Genomic DNA, 17,776 nt, shown 5'->3' with positions numbered 1-17,776 from the left:
CGAGCGTAGGATGGGTGGAGCGCAGCGATACCCATCATGATGCATCGACGGCAGGATTTGATGGGTATCGCTTCGCTCCACCCATCCTACACTGCGGTCACTCCTTGTCGTCCCTTATGCGCTGCTCACCCTCACGCAGCCGTTGCGCGATCGCCGTTCGTCTTGGGATCAGCGCGGCTTCGTCGGCGAGCCGTTGCGCAAGGTCGGAGTGATATTGTTGCACGACGTCGAGCACCGCTTCCTTGGCGAGTCTTCGGTGGTAGTCGGCCAGGAATCGGTGCAGGTCAGCAAGCTGTTCGTCATCCATCTCTATCGCGCCTCAGCCGCGATGGGCGGAATATACCGCAACCCGTTGATCTCGCACAGCTTGCATCACCCCAACCCCGGTGGGATTCACCACCCCGGCCGAGCAAAGTGGCGGCCGCGGCACGCTCAAGTCGGCACCTGGCCGTCCCTTAACCGTTTGTTAACCATAGAGCCTCTAACTTAAGGGGACTATCCGGTCATCATCAGACGATTCCAGTGCGGTTCGTTCGAGGAGAACAGCCGATGTCCGTTGAGATTCTGACCTATGCAGCCCTGGGCGCCCGCCTGAACATCTCGGCAGTGGCCGCCCGTTCGCTTGCCAGGCGGCTCCGATTGCCGCGCTCGCTTTCCGAGGATGGGAAGGCGCTGGTGAGCGTCGATCTCGCTGAAGTCAGGCATACGCCACAGCCACCGGGTGGTCACCGGGCGGGCGAGGCCGCTCAGTTGAGGGCACTCATCGTAACGCTGCAGGCCGAGGTCGCGCAGTTGGAGGCCAGGGCAGCCGATCACCGCGCAGATTTCGAGCACGAACGCCAGCGCGCCGATCACCTGATCGCTGAGCTGCTGCAGGCGACTGCTGAAACCACCGCCGCCAGGGAGGCGACGGCGCGGCTCGAGGGGGAGGTGGCAGCTCTTCGGACCGCTCTCCGAACTAGCAGTTCTGACGAGAATCACGGACATTCTGCGCGCCGGGTGGGGCATCTGGCTGCGAGCTTGGTGGAAGCAGACCGCAAGGCTGCTCGTGGGTAACAAATCTCTTCCTATTCCGCGGTTTGGCGGAGCAACCGTGGGGCAAAAATGGGTGGCACCGATATTCGCGAGTTGAGGGCGCGCATTATCGTGTTCGGGGTGGGAGGTGCCGGCGGCAATGCCGTCAACAACATGATCGACGCGGGGCTTGAAGGCGTCGAATTCATCGTCGCCAATACCGACGCCCAGGCGCTCACCAGTTCGAAGGCCAGGCGCGTCATCCAGATGGGCACGCAGGTAACCGGAGGCCTTGGCGCCGGTGCCCAGCCCGATATCGGCCGTGCCGCGGCGGAAGAGGCCATCGACGAGATCCGTGATCATCTGACCGGCGCGCACATGGTGTTCATCACCGCCGGCATGGGCGGCGGAACCGGCACCGGAGCCGCGCCCGTCATCGCCAGGACCGCGCGTGAACTCGGCATTCTCACCATCGGCGTCGTCACCAAGCCGTTCCAGTTCGAGGGCCAACGCCGCATGCGCTATGCCGAAGCCGGCATAGCGGAACTCTTGAAGGCGGTGGACACCCTCCTGATCATCCCGAACCAGAACCTGTTCCGGGTGGCCAACGAGAAGACCTCCTTTGCCGATGCCTTCGCGATGGCCGACCAGGTGCTTTATTCGGGCGTGGCCTGCATCAGCGACCTCATCGTCAAGGAAGGCCTGATCAATCTCGATTTCGCCGACGTCCTCTCGGTCATGCGCGAGAAGGGCAAGGCCATGATGGGCAGGGGCGAAGCCTCCGGCGACAAGCGCGTGCTCAACGCTGCGGTAGCTGCGATTTCCAACCCGTTGATCGAGAATCCCTCGATCAAGCGTGCCAGCGGCCTGATCGTTTCCATTACCGGCGGCAGGGATCTGACGCTGTTCGAGGTGGACGAAGCCGCCACCCGCATTCGCGACGAGGCCGATCAGGACGCCAACATCATCGTCGGCGCGACCTTCGATGCCACCCTCGAAGGCATCGTCCGCGTTTCGGTCGTGGCCACTGGCATCGACAATCTCGACGCGACAGGCCAGACGCAAGCCGCGGAAGGCCTGCTCACGGACCTCGCCGGCAGGCTGAGCAACGACCGGCGTCGCATCGCCGAGCGTAACGTGCCGCCGCAATTCGCCAACCCGCCCTCGCTCATCCCGCCGCCGCGCCACCTCGAAGCGCGGCCGCCGATCGCCCAACAGGCGCGGCATGCGGCACCGCAGCGCCTCGATCCCCACGGTCGCGCTTCTCCCGCGCGCGCTCCGATCGAGGAAAAGGTTCTGGATATCCCGGCTTTCCTGGGCAGCAAGGCCAACTGACCCGCCATAAAGACCAGCTCGCGTCAAGGTAGTAGATGGCTGCGACGCAACTTCAACAGGTCCATCGTTGATGGCATCCGGGCGGTGCCTGAAGGTCTCATGCCCAAAATCGGTCCTATACTTTCCATTCTCCAGCCTTGCTTTGGTCAAAACGGCGGTAGGGAGTGTCTAAAATCCGACGACCGTCCATTCAGGTGATCGCAAACCGGGCAGGAGGCGCTCATGGATACCGCGGTAAATACCAGGCAAACCGATCCACGCGATGTTAATCCGGGACTGTCCACGCAAGACATCGAGCTGGTCGCGCGCGCCGATGAACGGCTCGCGCATGCTTATGAAAAGATCGCCCGCGCGGATGAAGCGCTCGCGCTTGTCAATGAACAGATTTCCAGGCTGGAGAAAAAGCCCGTTGACAAGCTTCGTCAGCCATCGCGCGGCAGGCCGGCGCTGCGCGGCTTTGTCGGTCTACTGTTGACAGCGGGCATCTGTATCGCTGCTTTCGCTTCGCAATCTTATGGCGAGGCGGCGAGGCTGATGATCGCCCCGTGGGTACCGCAGCTTGCTCCGGCTTCGTCGTTGCCATCGGAAACACCGAAGCTCGCCGCCCAGCAGAGCGAGCCTACCGTTCAGGTCGCTGCGGCGGATGCTTTGGTTTCGCCATTGCCACCTCCGGCCCAGGCCGCACCGCAAGACGCAGCAGCCGCCCCGGTCTCTCCCGAGGTGACACAGTTGCTTCAAACGATGGCGCGTGATCTCGCCAACGTGCAGCAGGAGATCGAACAGCTCAAGGCTGGCCAGGAAGAATTGGTCCGCGAAAATGCCAGCACCGCCCAGCAACTCAAGGCAAACCAGGAGCAATTGGCGCACGTGATCGCGAACGCCTCCGCGCAACAGCCGCGGCCCAAAGCAGCAGCGACGACATCAGCCAATCCGCCACCGCCGATTGCCGGCTCTTCGCGTAAGCCCGTGTCGACGCCTCCGCCGACACAAGCCAGAGTGCAAGCGCGAGCGCCGATGCAGTTGCAGTCCGGACAACAATAGTTTTCGCCGGCGCTGGCCGAAGGCTTGTCCTGCTGCCGGCAGAAGGGACAGGGACGAACTCGGGCAGAGTATGTTCACTCTGCCCAGGGACTAGACAACTTGTTCCACCGGGGCTTCGATCCTAGATAGCGGACGGTGCCTTCGATTTTGGATGGCCGCATGATCATGAAGATCTTGCTGCTGCTCGTTCTGTCCCTGGTTGTCGTCGCGCGGGAGGCGACGGCACAGGAAGTGGAATGCGACCGCGAACGCGCGGCCATGGTCGAATCCGTCCGGGCCTACGCCCGTCGTTCCCATGCCAGTGTTTTGGGACAACAGGGCCTCTCCGAGAGAGTTCTTGAGGCCATGGCGCGAACGAAGCGCCATCTGTTCATCCCTGAGCGTTCCTGCTCCATTGCATATGCAGACAGGCCGGCTTCGATCGGCCACGGCCAGACCATATCGCAGCCGTTCATCGTGGCCTTGATGACGGAGTTGGCCGGGGTCGCGCCCGATCATGTCGTGCTCGAAGTCGGTACGGGGTCGGGCTATCAGGCCGCCATCCTTGCGCATCTGGCGCGCAAGGTCTGCACCATCGAGATCGTCCCGTCATTGGCCGAGGCCGCCGCGAAAACACTCAAAGAGCGCGCATATGACAATGTGAGCGTAAGGGCGGGCGATGGCTATGCTGGCTGGCCCGAATGCGGTCCATTTGACGGCATCGTCGTCACCGCGGCACTTGGCGAGGTGCCGCTGCCGCTGATCGAGCAGCTTAAAGTGGGTGGCCGTCTCGTCATGCCGGTGGGATCCGCCTACACCAGTCAGCAACTCACGGTCGTCGAGAAAGTCGCCCCCGACAAGACGACGACGCGCGCCGTTGCCCTCGTGCGCTTTGTGCCCTTTACGCGTTCAAAAGATTAAGAGCCGGTACAGCGGCTCAGATAGAAAAAAGCAGGGAGGAGGCCGTGAGCGGTGCAAGGCTGAAACATTACGGCTGGGGACGCGAAGACGAAGGCATGACTGCCGAGGAGCAGGCCTTTGTGCTCGGCCGCTACAGCGAAAAATTTGCGCGCGATGCATTTGAGACAAAAGTCGTCCCGCGTCTGGAGGACCTGACATTGCGCGCGCCGCGCGTGGTAGCACCGGCCTCACTTGCCGCTTATTGCACGAGCGACCGATACGACCGCGTCGCGCACGCCTACGGCAAATCCTATCCAGACTACGTGCGAGCCATGCTCGGCGATTACGATAGCGCGCCCGACGTGGTCGCCTATCCCAGCAACGAAGCAGAGATTGCCGCTGTCATGGACTGGGCCGGTGGTGTCAGGGCGTCGCTTACGCCGTTCGGGGGCGGCTCGAGCGTTTGCGGTGGTGTCGAGCCGCGCGTTGACGGTATCAGCTACAAGGCGGCCGTCACACTGGACTTACGCAATCTCGGCAAGGTCGTTGAGGTGGATCAGATATCGCGCGCCGCACTGATCGAAGGAGGTGCCTTTGGTCCATCGCTGGAGAACCAGCTTAAGCCGTATGGCGTCACGTTGCGTCATTTTCCGCAGAGTTTCGCGTATTCAACCCTTGGCGGCTGGATCGCGACGCGGTCGGGCGGTCATTTCGCCAGTCTCTACACGCACATCGACGATTTCGTTGAAAGCCTGCGTGTCGTGACGCCGCGCGGCATAATGGAAACGCGTCGCCTGCCGGGATCGGGTGCCGGACCGAGCCCCGACCGCATGTTCATAGGCTCCGAAGGAACGCTCGGCGTGATTTCGCGCGCCTGGATGCGATTGCAGCCGCGCCCGAAATTCCGTGCTGGCGCATCGGTTCGTTTCGACTCGTTCTTCGGTGCCGCCCGCGCGCTGCGCGCGATCGCACAGGCCGGCCTCTATCCATCGAACTGCCGCATCCTTGACGCGCAAGAGGCATTCAACACCGGGGCTGCCGACGGCACCGTCGCGATTATGGTGCTCGGCTTTGAATCGGGCGATCATTCGCCGGATGCCTGGATGGCACGCGCGCTCGAATGCTGCGCCGACTATGGTGGGATACCGGAGGCGTCAAAGGCCGGCGATGCTCATCTCGAAGGTGCGGCAGGAATCTGGCGCAACGCATTTATTCGTATGCCCTATGCGCGCGAGTTTCTGACGCCGGCCGGCATCATCAACGACACCTTTGAGACCGCCATCACCTGGGAGCGGTTCGAAAGTTTCCACGACAAGGTGAAGGCGGCGACGGAGGATGCGATCCTTGAGGCGACTGGCGTAAAGGGCGAGGTCACATGCCGCTTCACTCATGTCTATCCGGACGGCCCCGCGCCGTATTTCTCTTTCCATGCGCTCGGCCGCCACGGTGCTCTGCTGGAACAGTGGCAGGCAATCAAGAATGCGGCCAGCGATGCGCTGATTGAGGCGGGCGGTACGATCACGCATCATCACGCTGTTGGCCGTGATCATCGTCCCTGGTACGATCGTCAGCGCCCGGAGCTTTTCGCGGCCGCGCTTCGGGCCGCAAAAAGAGAGCTCGATCCGCAAGGCATGCTCAACCCTGGAGTGCTCATCGATCCCTAGGGCTGATCGACGCGCCAACAAAAACATGGAGAAACGGCAGAGGCTCGCGTCAGACTTCTCGCGGGCCTCCTTTTTCCGAAGCCAGGACGCTGGTGTCGCCTTAGCCGGCAATTCGTTACTGGCGGCTATCCGACGACCTGGAAGGCGTCAGCGGCACGCAGCACGGTGCCGTCCTCCCAATGGCGTCCGATCAGCATCATGCCGACAGGGAGCCCAGCAGACATGCCAGCCGGAACCGTGGCGGCCGGATGGCCGGTGACGTCGAACGGGCAAGTGTTGGAAATCATTTCGAGTGCCCGCGCAACGTAGTCCTCGCGGCTCGCGTCCGGGGCTGGGAGCAGCGTAGCTTTCAAGGGTAATGTCGGCATGAGCAGGAGATCGACGCCGCTGAGCGCCTCATCATAGGCGGCGCGGAGCACGCGCGCGAGGTTTTGGGCCTTGGCGTAGTAGCGGCCCTGGTAATTGTCCTGCATGTACTGGCCCAGCAGGATGACAAGCTTGACGGTCTCCGAAAGGTCGTTGGCGCGCACCCGCCGGCTCCGGCCGTAGAAGTCCAGAAGGGAAGTTGTGTAGTGCCCTTTCCAGTTGGTTCCCATGCTGTTGCCCGCGACCATCAGCATCGTGGCGCCCTCAACGGCAATGGCGTTCCAGATATGGATGCCGTCGCGGTGGAGAGGGATCGATAGCTCGGTCACGGTTGCCCCCGCTCGGGTCAGGCGCTGCGCCGCCTCGCGCACCATGGCGTCGACATCGGGCTCGGAATTAGGCCAGCCAAACCCTTCCTTGACCATCCCGATTCGCAAGCCGCGGGCGTGTCCGCTGAGCTGCTTGGTATAGGCTTCCGTACGCAGTCCCGCCGGTTGGCGTGGGTCGAAGCCATCGAATCCAGCGAGCACCTCGAGAAGCTGGGCGGCATCACCGGCGGTGCGGGCAATGGGCCCGGTATGATCGAGTGTCAATTCAATCGGGAAGACGCCCGTGTATGGTACAAGCCCGTGAGTGGGCTTGTGGCCAACTGCTCCGCAGAAAGAGCTGGGAATTCGGATCGACCCGCCCTGGTCGCCCCCGATGGCCATGTCGCACTCGCCAGCGACGACGAGCGCCGCGCTGCCACTGGAGGAGCCTCCGGCAGATCGCTTCGGGTCGTGCGGGTTAAGCACGGGCCCGGTGTCGGAGGTATGGCTGCCACCGGAGAAGCAAAGATGCTCACACACGGCTTTGCCGACGATCTCCCCACCGGCATCGAGGATGCGGGTCACAATGGTCGCGTCCACATCGGGGACGTAACCCTCCAGCACGTTGGAACCGTTCATCATCGGGATGCCGGCGACGCACACATTGTCTTTGATGGCGATTTTCTTGCCCGCCAGAGGTCCCGACGTTGCGCCCTTGATCGAGCATCTCCAGTACCAGGCGTTGAGCCGATTGTCCGATGCAGGTGGACGGAACCCCGCGTCTCGCGGGTACTTCACCACCAATGCCGGCTCCGCGAACTGGTCCAGGCGACGGTATGACGCGAGCACACCGTCCATAAGGTTGCGGAACGACGTCAGATCGTCGCGGCTGAGATTCAAGTTGTAGGATTTGGCGACGCGCTCCAGTTCAGGCAGCGGTGGCTTGCGCAGAATTCGCGGCGCCGTCGCCGTCGGGGGTGACGCTTGCATGCTCGCCGCGGCGGCCGCTCGAACGGACGTCGTCGCGGCGACGACGGTTGCCGTTACCCCGGCCGTGCCGGCATGAAGGAAGCGACGGCGCGAATAGTTTGGCGATGCTCTCATAGCATATCCCTCCTTCGACCAATGGGTTGACTTCTCGATTCCCCGCTCGCTCTGAAGTGTCGGGACCGACGGGGTCAGTGGCCCCGACGGTCACTAAACGGAGGCTGCCGACGCTGCGGCCGGCGTGCCAAGCTGCAACATCCCAATGAGCTTTTGCATCCGGACAGGGCTGCGGCGCAGCAGCCGCATGAGATCGGGAAGTGAACATGTGCGGAGCTAAGACCGCTACCGGATGCCTCCAGCATCCACGCGCGACTACGGAGCGACGCGCTGTCCGACAGGCAGATTATCGTGCAGCCAGCGGCGATCTTCAAGAGCTTGTGGCTGTCGCCGCACTCGTGAGCCATGTTGCAGAGCACTCGACCGTCGCGACACACGCAAGGTCAAGCTACGCGCGCGATGTCGCTTCCTGGCCCCAAAGCAGACATCGGCACCATCTCGCAAACAACTCGCCGTGCGTTGTAGGCCGATTGTCGGGGTTGAGCTTGAGGTAGAGCTGAAGACCTCGATCGATTTGCTGCGCGTTCTCCGCGCCCACGCCGGTATAAGGCAACTGAACGCCGACCTTCACCTCCTGCGCAGGTGCCCGGGTGCTGGAGAGGATCAAGGCGGTCGAGGCTGCGGCGATCAGTCCGGTCACCAGACTCCTAGATGCGGCCGGCAGTCGCATAAGACGGCTGTTCTTCTGCACGTGGTCAACAGGCTTCGTGTGCATCACTAGTGTGGCGGTTCAGAAGTCCGCACCATTCTCGCGGCGAGTCGGACATACGGACTTCTGAACCAAGCCACACTGGAATCAACGAGTTGCCAGTGTCCTTCGATTCCAGAGTTCGTGCGGGCCCCGCTGCCGATAAGGCGCTGCGAGCGATCGCGGCAGCGAAGCGTAGCGCTCGCGGCATCAGCTCTCAAATGGCAGGCCGACATACTGCTCGGCGAGCGATGCCTGCGCACGCTCCGACGCAAGAAGGTAATCGAACTGGTTCTCGCGCATGCGCCGGTCGAACGGCGCTTCATTAGGGAACTGGTGGATCAACGTGGTCAGCCACCACGACATGCGCTCGGCGCTCCACACCCGGCGCAGCGCCATATCGGAATAGCCGTCGAGATAGTGGGTGCGGCCGGCCTTCAAGGCCTCGGTCAACGCGCGCGAGAGGTAGAACACGTCGGAGACCGCGAGGTTGAGACCTTTCGCTCCTGTGGGAGGGACAATGTGCGCTGCGTCGCCCGCCAGAAACAGGCGACCATAGCGCATCGGCTCGGCGACAAAGCTCCGTAGCGGCGCGATCGATTTCTCGATCGAGGGACCGGTCACGATGCTGTCGGCCATGTCCTTCGGGCAGCGCGCCTTCAATTCCTCCCAGAAGCGGTCGTCCGGCCAGTCCTCGATGCGGGCGTCGAGATCGCACTGGATGTAGTAGCGGCTCAGCATCGGGCTGCGCTGCGAGGCGAGCGCGAAGCCGCGCGAATGATAGCAATAGCAGATCTCCGGATAAGGCGGCGTCTCCGACATGATGCCGAGCCAGCCGAACGGATAGCCGCGCGCGAACGTGCGCAGCACCGACGCCGGGATCGATTGCCGGCTCACGCCATGGTGGCCGTCGCAGCCAGCGACATAGTCGCAATCGATCCGGCGGGTCTGCCCGCCCTTTTCGTAGGTCACGTGCGGGCGGTCCGACGTCAGCTCGTGCAGCGCGACGTTTGCCGCGTCATCGATCACGACGCCGCCAGCCGCGTCGCGCGCGGCATAGAGATCCTCGGTGATCGCGGTCTGGCCATAGCACATCATCGGTCGGCCGGTGAACTTGCGGGTGTCGATGAAGAAGTGCGGCTTGCCTTCCCACGCGATGCCCGAGCCGTCATGGACACGTCCCTCCCGATCCATGCGCGCGCCGAGGCCGACCTCGCGCAAGAGTTCGATCGTTCCCGCTTCCAGCACCCCGGCGCGGATGCGCTCGAGCACATGGCCGCGGCTCTGCCGCTCCAGCACGATGCTGTCGACGCCGTTGCGGGCGAGCATGTGGGAGAGCAGTAGACCGGCGGGACCGCCGCCGATGATGGCAACCTGCGTTCGCGTCATCGCCGCATGAGGCCTCCCTTGCGGCCGATCACGGTGCCATTCGCGGCGGGTGCGTCGGACCAGACCGTCTCGATGTGCCGGAATCCGGCTTCCTCGAGCCACGTCGAATATTCGGCCGGCGTGTAGTTTCGTCCTTCCGTCTCGATCAGCATGTTGAGGCTCATCAGCGCGGCCGGCGCCGGTCCGGTCTTTTCGTCATTGACGAGAAGCTCGCTGATGACGACGGCGCCGCCGCTCGGCAAAGCCTCGAAGGACCGGCGCAGCAGGGCGCGATTCTTCGCCTCGTCCCAATCGTGCAGGATCATCGACAGGAGATGCACGTCGTGATCCCCGGGAAGCTGCTCGAAGAAGCTGCCGCCTGCAGTCTCTATCCGGTCGGTCAAGCCGGCCTCGGCAATCTTTCCCGCGGCGATCGCGGCCACATGCGGCAAGTCAAACACGGTCGCACGCAGCGCCCCATACTGTTTGCAAAGCTCGATGTCGTACGCGCCCGATCCGCCGCCGATGTCCAGGAGGCGGCGGAAATGTCCGAAATCCACCGCTTCGCCGAGCTTGCGCGCGGTCATCGTGGAAAGCGAATGCATCGCCTCCCAGAAGAGTGCCAGCACCGTCGGATCCTCGCCGTCGAACATGGAGGATTGCACTGCCGGGTCCCACGTGGTTGGCCGGTTCGTGCGCAGCGCCTCTGTAAGCCTTCCCCAGCCCGCGTAGAGTCGCTTGTCGGCCATCTGCACGAAGCCACCGAAGTAATACGGCTTCCCGCGCACGAGATAGGCTTCGCTTAACGGCGTATTGCGATAATGGCCGTCCGTCTTCTCCAGAAGCCCGAGTGCAGCGCAACCGGTCAACAGCATCTCGGCCGGACGTGGATGCAGACCGAGCGCTTCCGCCAGCCCGGCAACCGTGATGCCGGCGCCGCCCGCAAGGCGGCTGAAGAGGTCCAACTCGTGCGCAGCGGCCAGAGTCTTGAAGGCCCAGAAACCGGTCGAAAGCGCCATCAGCGGGACGGCGGAAGGAAGCTCCGGCGTGGCGGCAAGAGTTTTTGTTCGAGGCATTTCGGCCTCCCATGTTCCAGACTACGACCGTGGCTTGCATGACCGTGTTGGCGAACATTGCCATCCTAGTATCGTAAGAAATTACGGGGCTGGTAAAAGTGCCAATTCATGGATTCTCGGCCAGTCCAATTCCGCGGACATCTCTCGTCCTCATGTTCGTTCCTGCCTACCTCGGCCGAGCAATAAGGTTCCCTGCCAGCATCCACTCAGCCTCCTCATGAGGGAACTGGCTCTTTCGTCAAGCGTTGGATTGCTCGGTTGATCGAGTGGTTTCTCGCACCATCCCGCGCCAACAGTGACGAGTGCCGATAACGACCAATGCCGGGGGTGACAGGCGTCCGACGGGACCGACGTCTCCACGGCAAAGGGTCCAAAGGTCAGGGTCCAAACGGCCAGTGCAAAGCGAGCATCAACCCTGCGGCAGCCGCCAGTCTGTCCGCAGCTAACTGGCAACGTGAATGCAAGACGAAAGCCTCAAGGCTTTTAGGACCATCGGTTGTTCCGATGGTCCTTTTTTGCAAAGATTTTCCCACGAAAGCTGAGCCGTCGCTCATAGCTGACGGACGTCGGCCTAAGGCCTTGGCAGACAATGGTGACCAGTGTCCGAGGGCCTGTTTTCGAGGGCCAAGCGGACCACCCCGCAACATCGGGGGATCCACGATGCGTAGTGCTGGATGGCAGAGCAACGCAGACTTGCCAATTGGAGCGCATCGCGGGCTGCAGCATCATAGGGGAATCGCGAGGGAGCAGTGCCCATCTTCGTCGGCCGTGGCGCGCCAAATACAGCCGAATCCAAGATTTCCTGCGCGCCGCCCCGCACGACCACGACGGCAGAAATTCGCTGTCGTAGGAGGGGTGGTGTTCGGTGGCCCTTGGCGTTCGCATGAGTGAATTGCTCTTTGGCGGTCAAATGCCGTGACGGCAAACAAGCGCCAAGACCTGCCGTCACACGGCTCGCAATCCCATGGAGGGAATCTTGTCATCGCCGGTCGACCGCTCGCTTCGAACCCGTGTGTTTGGCGATCGCCTCGACGATCCGGTCCCAATGGCCGGGGTGCAGCTCGTGCCCGCCGCCTTCGAGCTTCAAGAGCCGTGCGCCCGCTACGGCCCCGGAAAGCTGCACCCCGTGCTCCATCGGGAAAACCGGGTCGGCCGTGCCGTGGATCACGAGCAGCGGCGCGCGCAGGTCGCCGAGCCGGCCGCGCCACAACTCGCCGCCACGCAGCAGGACGATGTGGTTGGTTGCGTTTAGGTAGCCGCCGGAGCGGTCGAAATCCTTCTCGACGAAGGCCCTCGTTCCCGACTCGTCGAACCCGTATGCCGTGCCTGCGATCAGGCGCGCATCCTCCACCTCATATGCGACCGTCGCCGCCCGATCCGACCAGTCCACCTCCACGGCCATATGTTGCAGCCAGGCCTCGCCGCTCTTCGGGAGATGAGATCTGTCCATCCCGATCGGAGTGCTGCTGATCACCGTCAGGGAAAGCACCCGTTCCGGGCGCGTGAGCGCCGCACCCTGGCCGATCATCCCGCCCATGGAGAAGCCGACGACATGGGCCGCCGACAGGCCGTAGCCGTCCAGCAGGCGGAACACGTCGTCGACCGCGTCCTCGAAGCCGTAGCTCGGGCGACCGGGGGCGAACTTGCTCGAAAGGCCGGTGTCACGCTGGTCGTAGCGGATGACGAAGCGACCCCGCGCGGCGAGCCGGCGGCAGAATCCGTCCGGCCACCACAGCATGGACGCCATCCCGCCCATGATCAGGAGCATCGGCGGATGGGCCGGATTGCCGAAGCTCTGCGTCGCGAGCTCGAGCCCGTCCGCTCGGATCGTCCGCTCGTTCATGCCAGGCCCTCGCGGCGCAGAGCCGCTTGCACGGCCGGCCGCCCTTCGATGCGTGTAATGTAATCGCGAAGCGGCTCGGGCAGTGGAAATCCGAGTTCCGCCGCGCTGCGCGCCAGCTGGAAGAGATAGGGATCCGCGACAGTGAAGGTCTCTCCGAACAGATAGCCCCGATGCAGCCGGTGCGCGGCGAAGCGGAACCATCGCAGTATTTCCTGGGCGATCGGCTCCCTGACGTCGTCAGGAAGCGCAAGGTAGGTGGGAAAGCGCTTTCTGCACATCGCCACGTATTGAACCTCTCATCCATCCAACCGAGACCCGACCCCAACTGGGCCTCGGCACGAAAGATCAATCGAATTTCTTCTTAGGACCGAAGCGGATAGGCGAGGCACCGTCGCGACCGGTCGTTGCAAACCTCGGCAAGTCATCGAGCGCCTCGAACCAAGGTAGCTGTTCATCAACGAAGACGTGGCAGCTCGGCGAGGCATATTTCGCATCGAGCAGCGACACTGCATATAAGTGAATTTCTCCCTCCATTCGTTCATTCTCATATGTGAGGGGTGACCCACAATTCTCACAGAAACCACGCCGAACGCCCGGCGAGGAATGGAAATAGCGGGGCGCGCCCTTCGTGAACGCGAACGCGCTGCGTGGGACTGAAATCCATGTCGTTATTGGGGAGGAGGTTGCTCGTCGACAACTCTCGCAGTGGCAATGCAACGTCCAGTTCGGTTCCCCGGTGTATTGGAAGACAATCGAGCCGCACAAACATTTGCCAGACACTGAACCGGCATCCATTGCCGCACCTTGTTCCTATAGAGGACTGTTCGATTGTGCCGATTGACCATCGTGTGTCAACGATGTCGCCTACTGGCGCTTGCGATCACCATTCGCACCCGCAGTGGGTGTGACCGCCATTTCCCCACTGCCGTCTTGTCGAAGATGCGGTATTCGGACTTCCCTTTACTGATGTGGCCGCCGAATCGTGGCGCCTTCCTTTCCTGCAATACTGGCCTCGGGACTAACGGGGCCTTTCTCGGCTGACATATCGATCGACGGCACCCAGCGGCTTGCAATGATCACGATGGCGCAAACCGCATACGAGCACACCCCCAGCGCATAGGTCCTGGCGATGCCGAACTGGATCGACAACGCCACACCCAGCACCGACGCCAGCATCGACGTAATTCCGTTGGTGCTCCAGAAGAACGGCAGCAGTTCATGATGACGGCGCCAGTTACCGAGCCCGAGCGGAAACATCATCCCCATGCAGAATGCAGGGGGAGCCAGCAGCAGGACGGACACCACAATACGCATGTCGGTTGATAGTGACCGTGCCCAGGTGGTGACCAGCGGCGTCAACAGCCCTGCCACCACGAGTGTGGTGAGGAGGGCGGCAATCCTGAAGACGGTGACGCGTGATCGGGAGGCATCCGCACCGACCGTGGCGCTGCCAATCCCGCTAAAGAGAAGAATTGTGAATAGCACGACACTCAACCCGTAGACGGGATGTCCGAGAAAGACCATCAGGCGCTGCATCTGCGATATCTCGATCAGCATGAAGCCCATCCCGATCGCGCTGAAATAGGCAACGGGCGGCGTCAGCGTCGCCATTGGCATCCGCCTCGCAAGACGAAGGAAGGGCAGCACGATGTAATATCCGCAAGCGCAGAGCGCTACGATGATGAGCGAGCCGGTGACGCCGATCGCTACGTTGTTGCTCATGATGTCCCAACTTTGCGTGCTCACGAAATCGCTGAAGCGGGACGTATAGAAGAAGAACGGATTGTCGTCGGTTGAAGCAGCGATGTTTTCCGGCAGCGAATCGAAGAAAGCCTGATCCGCCTTGTCGGACAGCAACGTTGAGGTGACGGCATCGAAGGTGATGTCCGGCCCCAACAATATCTTGAAGCCCTGCGCCTGAAGTCTCTCACGCGCGCCTTGCCATTCTGCGTCGCTGAACGCGTCAGGCCGGGTGATCACCGTCACGATGCCGCCGACGTTGACCGCGACGACGTGATGCCGTAACTCCCCGGCCGACACTCCCTTGCGCTGCAGCGCGCTCGCGGCAATCGCGATCAGGCGGTATAGCTCGCCACGGTGCTTCTCGGCATCGTACCAGCGTGATACCGACAACAGCCCGCCAGGCTTGAGCGCCCGGTAAAAATCATCCCACGCCTCCACGGTATATAGACGATTTTCGGTGAGCGTCAGGCCACCGGCCGCCGTCGCCGCCCAGGTGTCGATGAGTGAAATCTGTACCAGGTCGTACCGCTCGGGCGAGTGGTTGATGTAGCTTCGCGCCTCGGCATTGACCAAGGATACGCCGGGCTGGCGATCGAGATGGCCGGAGAAATCGGCGAATTTTTCGGTGAGCACTTCGAAGATTGCCGGGTTGATCTCAATTGCGCGAATCCGGCTGGCGCCGAAGAGCAGACCGGAAAGGATGTCACGACCTCCGCCCACGCCAACGACAGCGACGTCGGCCGCCGGCTGCACGAGGTAGGCTGCATTGATGACATCATCTTTCAGGTAGGCGAGCTTTCCGATGTCGCCATCATACCTGGTGATGACCGTGCCTGCATCGGCATCGATGTCGAGGTAGTGTTGGTCGACCCGGGCATCAGGAGTGCCAACCAGACCCCAGCCAAACGGGACCTTCTCGGCCAACTCGCGCACCCTTACCCGCGAATAGGTATTCCAGCGTTCGAACAGCGTGCCGGTCTGTTCAGCGCCCTTGGCCCAGAACACCCCGAGATGGCTTCGACCGGTCAGGTCAAGGCCGGAGTGCACGGTGGCCGCGACGGCCAGCGTTAGCGCGACAGCCCCGCTCAAACGCACACCGCGGACGTCTTCGCTGCGTCTCACGACGATCCAGCCAACGCCAGCAGCAAGGGCTCCGATCCATAGCGTGGCGCTTACGGGGTCAATCACCAGCAGTATGAAGATCACCCCGAGACATCCAACGGCGGCGCCCATGAGGTCGGCTGCATAGAGCCACCCGCCGCCATATGGCAGACGCGTCAGCAACAACGTTATGCAAACTCCGCCTTCCGTGAACGGAGCTACGAAGGCGATGATCGCCAGCGCCAGGGCGAGGGGCACATTTGCTGCGGATACAGCGAGCGGCACGCACAGGAAGACGATCATTGCGCCAACGCTGCTGAGCGCGAACCATGACGCGTGGCGGGCGAATTCGATTCCGACCCGCTCGGCGGCATAACGGGCGGGTTTGCCGTAGACCTTCATCGCTCCGCGCGTGAGCCCGAGCATGGCAAGTGAAATGGCGGCAAATGCGAAATGATGGTGGAGCATAACGCTGAAGAAGCGCGTTATCAGTATCTGGTAGGAAAGCGTCGCAGACGCCAGCACAAAGATTGCCAGATAATAGCGACCGGGAATCCTCGATATGGATTGCAATGAGCTACCCTCTTGGTGGAGCCTTGATGGGCTCTATTGGGTGCGCTTTGACCAACTCGCGCTGTGTCGCTGCTCAAGCATGTCATCGCGAGTATTTGTAGCGATCAGCCAATCCAAATTCTACGAGCAAACAAGGCGGCGTTCATGAACAAGGACGCGCCGAAGAGTCCTATCACTCCTGCCAAAAGCCACTTTGCTCGCAATCCTAAGCCTGCCAACGTCACAAACAGGGGAAATGAAACGAGATTAAATCGACTCATTGAGACGAAGCCTGCTGGCCCACCGCTGAGTGTTAGATATGGCAGCAACAGGACTGCCATGGCGAACAGTGTCCAGCTTGCGCGCAGTCGAGACCAGCCCACAACAATCAGGGTAATGAACAATAATGTAAACCAGCTATCTTGTCCCCATGGATTCCAATCATTGAGCATCATTCGTGTGAACGGCTCAAGCTTTAGTGCCGCAATCAATCTTGTCGCTAGTGTCGTTCCTTGATGGAATGCCACCTGCCCATCCGCAAAAGCAAACGGAGTTCCGAAAGCGCTCCAGAGGTAGATCATGAATAGCCAGATGCCCGACGTCGCAAGAAGGACGCATGGCACGAGGGCAAGAAGGAGCTTGGTCTGATCGCGATTGGCCCACATCTCCCAAAGAAGGACAGGCAATAGGACAACGCCGGTCGATCGGGTAGAGACTGCCAAGCCTGCAAGCAGTGCTGCCGACAAGTAGTATTTTCGTTTCAAAGCAAGAAAAAACGAGACGATTAGTAGCAGTGCCAAGGGCTCGGTATACCCGGCCGATAGCAAGACCGAAGCGGGAAAAAAGCTGAGCAGCGCGGTTGTGGCGAGAGCCAGTTGATTACCAAATTCCTCGCGAACCAGCTTGAAAAGGAAGACAATCGCGAGCAATCCCGCGACGTTCGATACCAACAGCAATGCATCCGCAGGCGTGAGACCGCTAATCGTCGCCAGGCCCCGTGCGAGCATCGGATACAGCGGGTAAAATACGATGTTCTGTTGAACAGTCGGATCGCCGTTATACTGATAGCCATCTGTGACGATCTTGAAATACCATTCCGAATCCCATTGCAACAACTGGTGGTACCAGATCGGTCCCGCAGACCAGACATCAGCCCTCCCGATGGTCAGATATTTTTGAGAGAATACCAGTCCGAGCGCGACCACCACCCGCGAACAAAAAAATATCAAGATGGCCAAACAATAAGGAAGCCAAGAAGGATCTTTCCAGATCGGATAGCGCATGTCCATGTCCATACTGTCGCTCCGTAAGAGCCCAAGATCAATCGCCCAGGTGTACCGCTTTGACATTTGGCGGGCATGACGCGGCGGACTTCCCGAACGTCCTGCGTTGAGATCGATCTCGGCCAGCCTGAAGATCTGCATCGACTCTTGGAGGACGCGGGCTGTGGCAACCGTGATGTCTGCTTCTGGGGGAAGAGCGAACCTGGTTAGGCCGTCTGAATGTCGCCTACCGGCCCTTCTGTCGACTTCATCATTGCTCCGACCGTCCGCTTTGCGCCAACAGCGGACCTCTTTCCGCTCACGAGGAACGATCGCGGTCTGCCGTCCATTGTTTGAGGCGCTTGCAACCTAGCATCGGCTGGGTCGACGCACTCAGGGATCTGGCCAGCAGCGGCGCCGTACCGGCGAAGC

Annotated in this window: 15 protein-coding genes; 5 read left to right on the top strand and 10 right to left on the bottom strand. The window is 61.7% G+C overall.

What is annotated here, in order from left to right; genetic code table 11:
• Positions 1-97: 97 nt before the first annotated feature.
• Positions 98-307 (bottom strand): hypothetical protein, encoded by a 210-nt coding sequence (locus V1277_RS01320; RefSeq protein WP_028349009.1) that lies wholly within the window; start codon positions 305-307, stop codon positions 98-100.
• Between the two features lie 242 nt (positions 308-549).
• Here V1277_RS01320 and V1277_RS01315 point away from each other — a divergent pair, with 242 nt between their 5' ends.
• The 5 genes from V1277_RS01315 to V1277_RS01295 all read left to right on the top strand — a co-directional run bounded on the left by V1277_RS01315 (position 550) and on the right by V1277_RS01295 (position 5,933).
• The gene (locus V1277_RS01315; RefSeq protein WP_334374630.1) at positions 550-1,056 is read left to right on the top strand and encodes a hypothetical protein; all 507 of its coding nucleotides are present in this window, start codon (positions 550-552) and stop codon (positions 1,054-1,056) included.
• 48 nt (positions 1,057-1,104) lie between these two features.
• Positions 1,105-2,349 (top strand): cell division protein FtsZ, encoded by a 1,245-nt coding sequence (gene ftsZ / locus V1277_RS01310; RefSeq protein WP_334374631.1) that lies wholly within the window; start codon positions 1,105-1,107, stop codon positions 2,347-2,349.
• A 222-nt stretch (positions 2,350-2,571) separates the two neighbouring features.
• On the top strand, positions 2,572-3,390 hold the full coding sequence (locus V1277_RS01305; RefSeq protein ID WP_334414726.1) for a hypothetical protein: 819 nt from the start codon (positions 2,572-2,574) through the stop codon (positions 3,388-3,390).
• A 159-nt stretch (positions 3,391-3,549) separates the two neighbouring features.
• Positions 3,550-4,290 (top strand): protein-L-isoaspartate(D-aspartate) O-methyltransferase, encoded by a 741-nt coding sequence (locus V1277_RS01300; protein ID WP_334414725.1) that lies wholly within the window; start codon positions 3,550-3,552, stop codon positions 4,288-4,290.
• 95 nt (positions 4,291-4,385) lie between these two features.
• A complete protein-coding gene (locus V1277_RS01295; RefSeq protein ID WP_334420258.1) occupies positions 4,386-5,933 on the top strand; it encodes an FAD-binding oxidoreductase in 1,548 nt (515 codons plus the stop codon).
• A gap of 125 nt (positions 5,934-6,058) precedes the next feature.
• Here V1277_RS01295 and V1277_RS01290 read toward each other — a convergent pair whose 3' ends face one another.
• The 9 genes from V1277_RS01290 to V1277_RS01250 all read right to left on the bottom strand — a co-directional run bounded on the left by V1277_RS01290 (position 6,059) and on the right by V1277_RS01250 (position 17,377).
• Positions 6,059-7,597: an amidase gene (locus tag V1277_RS01290; RefSeq protein WP_334420257.1), complete on the bottom strand. Its 1,539-nt coding sequence runs from the start codon at positions 7,595-7,597 to the stop codon at positions 6,059-6,061.
• A gap of 502 nt (positions 7,598-8,099) precedes the next feature.
• On the bottom strand, positions 8,100-8,351 hold the full coding sequence (locus V1277_RS01285) for a hypothetical protein (RefSeq protein ID WP_334414724.1): 252 nt from the start codon (positions 8,349-8,351) through the stop codon (positions 8,100-8,102).
• Positions 8,352-8,609: 258 nt separating this feature from the next.
• Positions 8,610-9,788, bottom strand: a complete 1,179-nt coding sequence (gene pobA / locus V1277_RS01280) for a 4-hydroxybenzoate 3-monooxygenase (RefSeq protein WP_334414723.1) — start codon at positions 9,786-9,788, stop codon at positions 8,610-8,612.
• On the bottom strand, positions 9,785-10,843 hold the full coding sequence (locus tag V1277_RS01275; RefSeq protein ID WP_334414722.1) for a methyltransferase: 1,059 nt from the start codon (positions 10,841-10,843) through the stop codon (positions 9,785-9,787). Before V1277_RS01275 ends, pobA begins: the two co-directional genes overlap by 4 nt.
• 979 nt (positions 10,844-11,822) lie before the next feature.
• Complete coding sequence (locus V1277_RS01270; RefSeq protein ID WP_334414721.1) at positions 11,823-12,686, bottom strand: alpha/beta fold hydrolase; 864 nt, start codon at positions 12,684-12,686, stop codon at positions 11,823-11,825.
• Entirely contained in the window at positions 12,683-12,964 is a 282-nt protein-coding gene (locus tag V1277_RS01265) for a glutathione binding-like protein (RefSeq protein WP_334420256.1), read from the bottom strand. Before V1277_RS01265 ends, V1277_RS01270 begins: the two co-directional genes overlap by 4 nt.
• A gap of 67 nt (positions 12,965-13,031) precedes the next feature.
• Positions 13,032-13,481, bottom strand: a complete 450-nt coding sequence (locus tag V1277_RS01260; protein ID WP_334414720.1) for a GFA family protein — start codon at positions 13,479-13,481, stop codon at positions 13,032-13,034.
• Positions 13,482-13,646: 165 nt separating this feature from the next.
• Complete coding sequence (locus V1277_RS01255; protein ID WP_334414719.1) at positions 13,647-15,434, bottom strand: hypothetical protein; 1,788 nt, start codon at positions 15,432-15,434, stop codon at positions 13,647-13,649.
• Between the two features lie 773 nt (positions 15,435-16,207).
• On the bottom strand, positions 16,208-17,377 hold the full coding sequence (locus tag V1277_RS01250) for a mannosyltransferase family protein (protein ID WP_334414718.1): 1,170 nt from the start codon (positions 17,375-17,377) through the stop codon (positions 16,208-16,210).
• Positions 17,378-17,776 lie beyond the last annotated feature (399 nt).

Source organism: Bradyrhizobium sp. AZCC 1588 (assembly GCF_036924735.1).
Lineage (GTDB): Bacteria > Pseudomonadota > Alphaproteobacteria > Rhizobiales > Xanthobacteraceae > Bradyrhizobium.
This window is presented reverse-complemented; position numbering and strand designations above follow the sequence as displayed.

Coding starts and splice junctions, on each gene's coding strand:
- V1277_RS01270 (WP_334414721.1), bottom strand. CDS start 12,686: ATGAACGAGCGGACGATCCGAGCGGACGGGCTCGAGCTCGCGACGCAG.
- V1277_RS01265 (WP_334420256.1), bottom strand. CDS start 12,964: ATGTGCAGAAAGCGCTTTCCCACCTACCTTGCGCTTCCTGACGACGTC.
- pobA (WP_334414723.1), bottom strand. CDS start 9,788: ATGACGCGAACGCAGGTTGCCATCATCGGCGGCGGTCCCGCCGGTCTA.
- V1277_RS01315 (WP_334374630.1), top strand. CDS start 550: ATGTCCGTTGAGATTCTGACCTATGCAGCCCTGGGCGCCCGCCTGAAC.
- V1277_RS01275 (WP_334414722.1), bottom strand. CDS start 10,843: ATGCCTCGAACAAAAACTCTTGCCGCCACGCCGGAGCTTCCTTCCGCC.
- V1277_RS01260 (WP_334414720.1), bottom strand. CDS start 13,481: ATGGATGCCGGTTCAGTGTCTGGCAAATGTTTGTGCGGCTCGATTGTC.
- V1277_RS01295 (WP_334420258.1), top strand. CDS start 4,386: ATGACTGCCGAGGAGCAGGCCTTTGTGCTCGGCCGCTACAGCGAAAAA.
- V1277_RS01250 (WP_334414718.1), bottom strand. CDS start 17,377: ATGGACATGGACATGCGCTATCCGATCTGGAAAGATCCTTCTTGGCTT.
- ftsZ (WP_334374631.1), top strand. CDS start 1,105: ATGGGTGGCACCGATATTCGCGAGTTGAGGGCGCGCATTATCGTGTTC.
- V1277_RS01305 (WP_334414726.1), top strand. CDS start 2,572: ATGGATACCGCGGTAAATACCAGGCAAACCGATCCACGCGATGTTAAT.
- V1277_RS01290 (WP_334420257.1), bottom strand. CDS start 7,597: ATGCAAGCGTCACCCCCGACGGCGACGGCGCCGCGAATTCTGCGCAAG.
- V1277_RS01300 (WP_334414725.1), top strand. CDS start 3,550: ATGATCATGAAGATCTTGCTGCTGCTCGTTCTGTCCCTGGTTGTCGTC.
- V1277_RS01320 (WP_028349009.1), bottom strand. CDS start 307: ATGGATGACGAACAGCTTGCTGACCTGCACCGATTCCTGGCCGACTAC.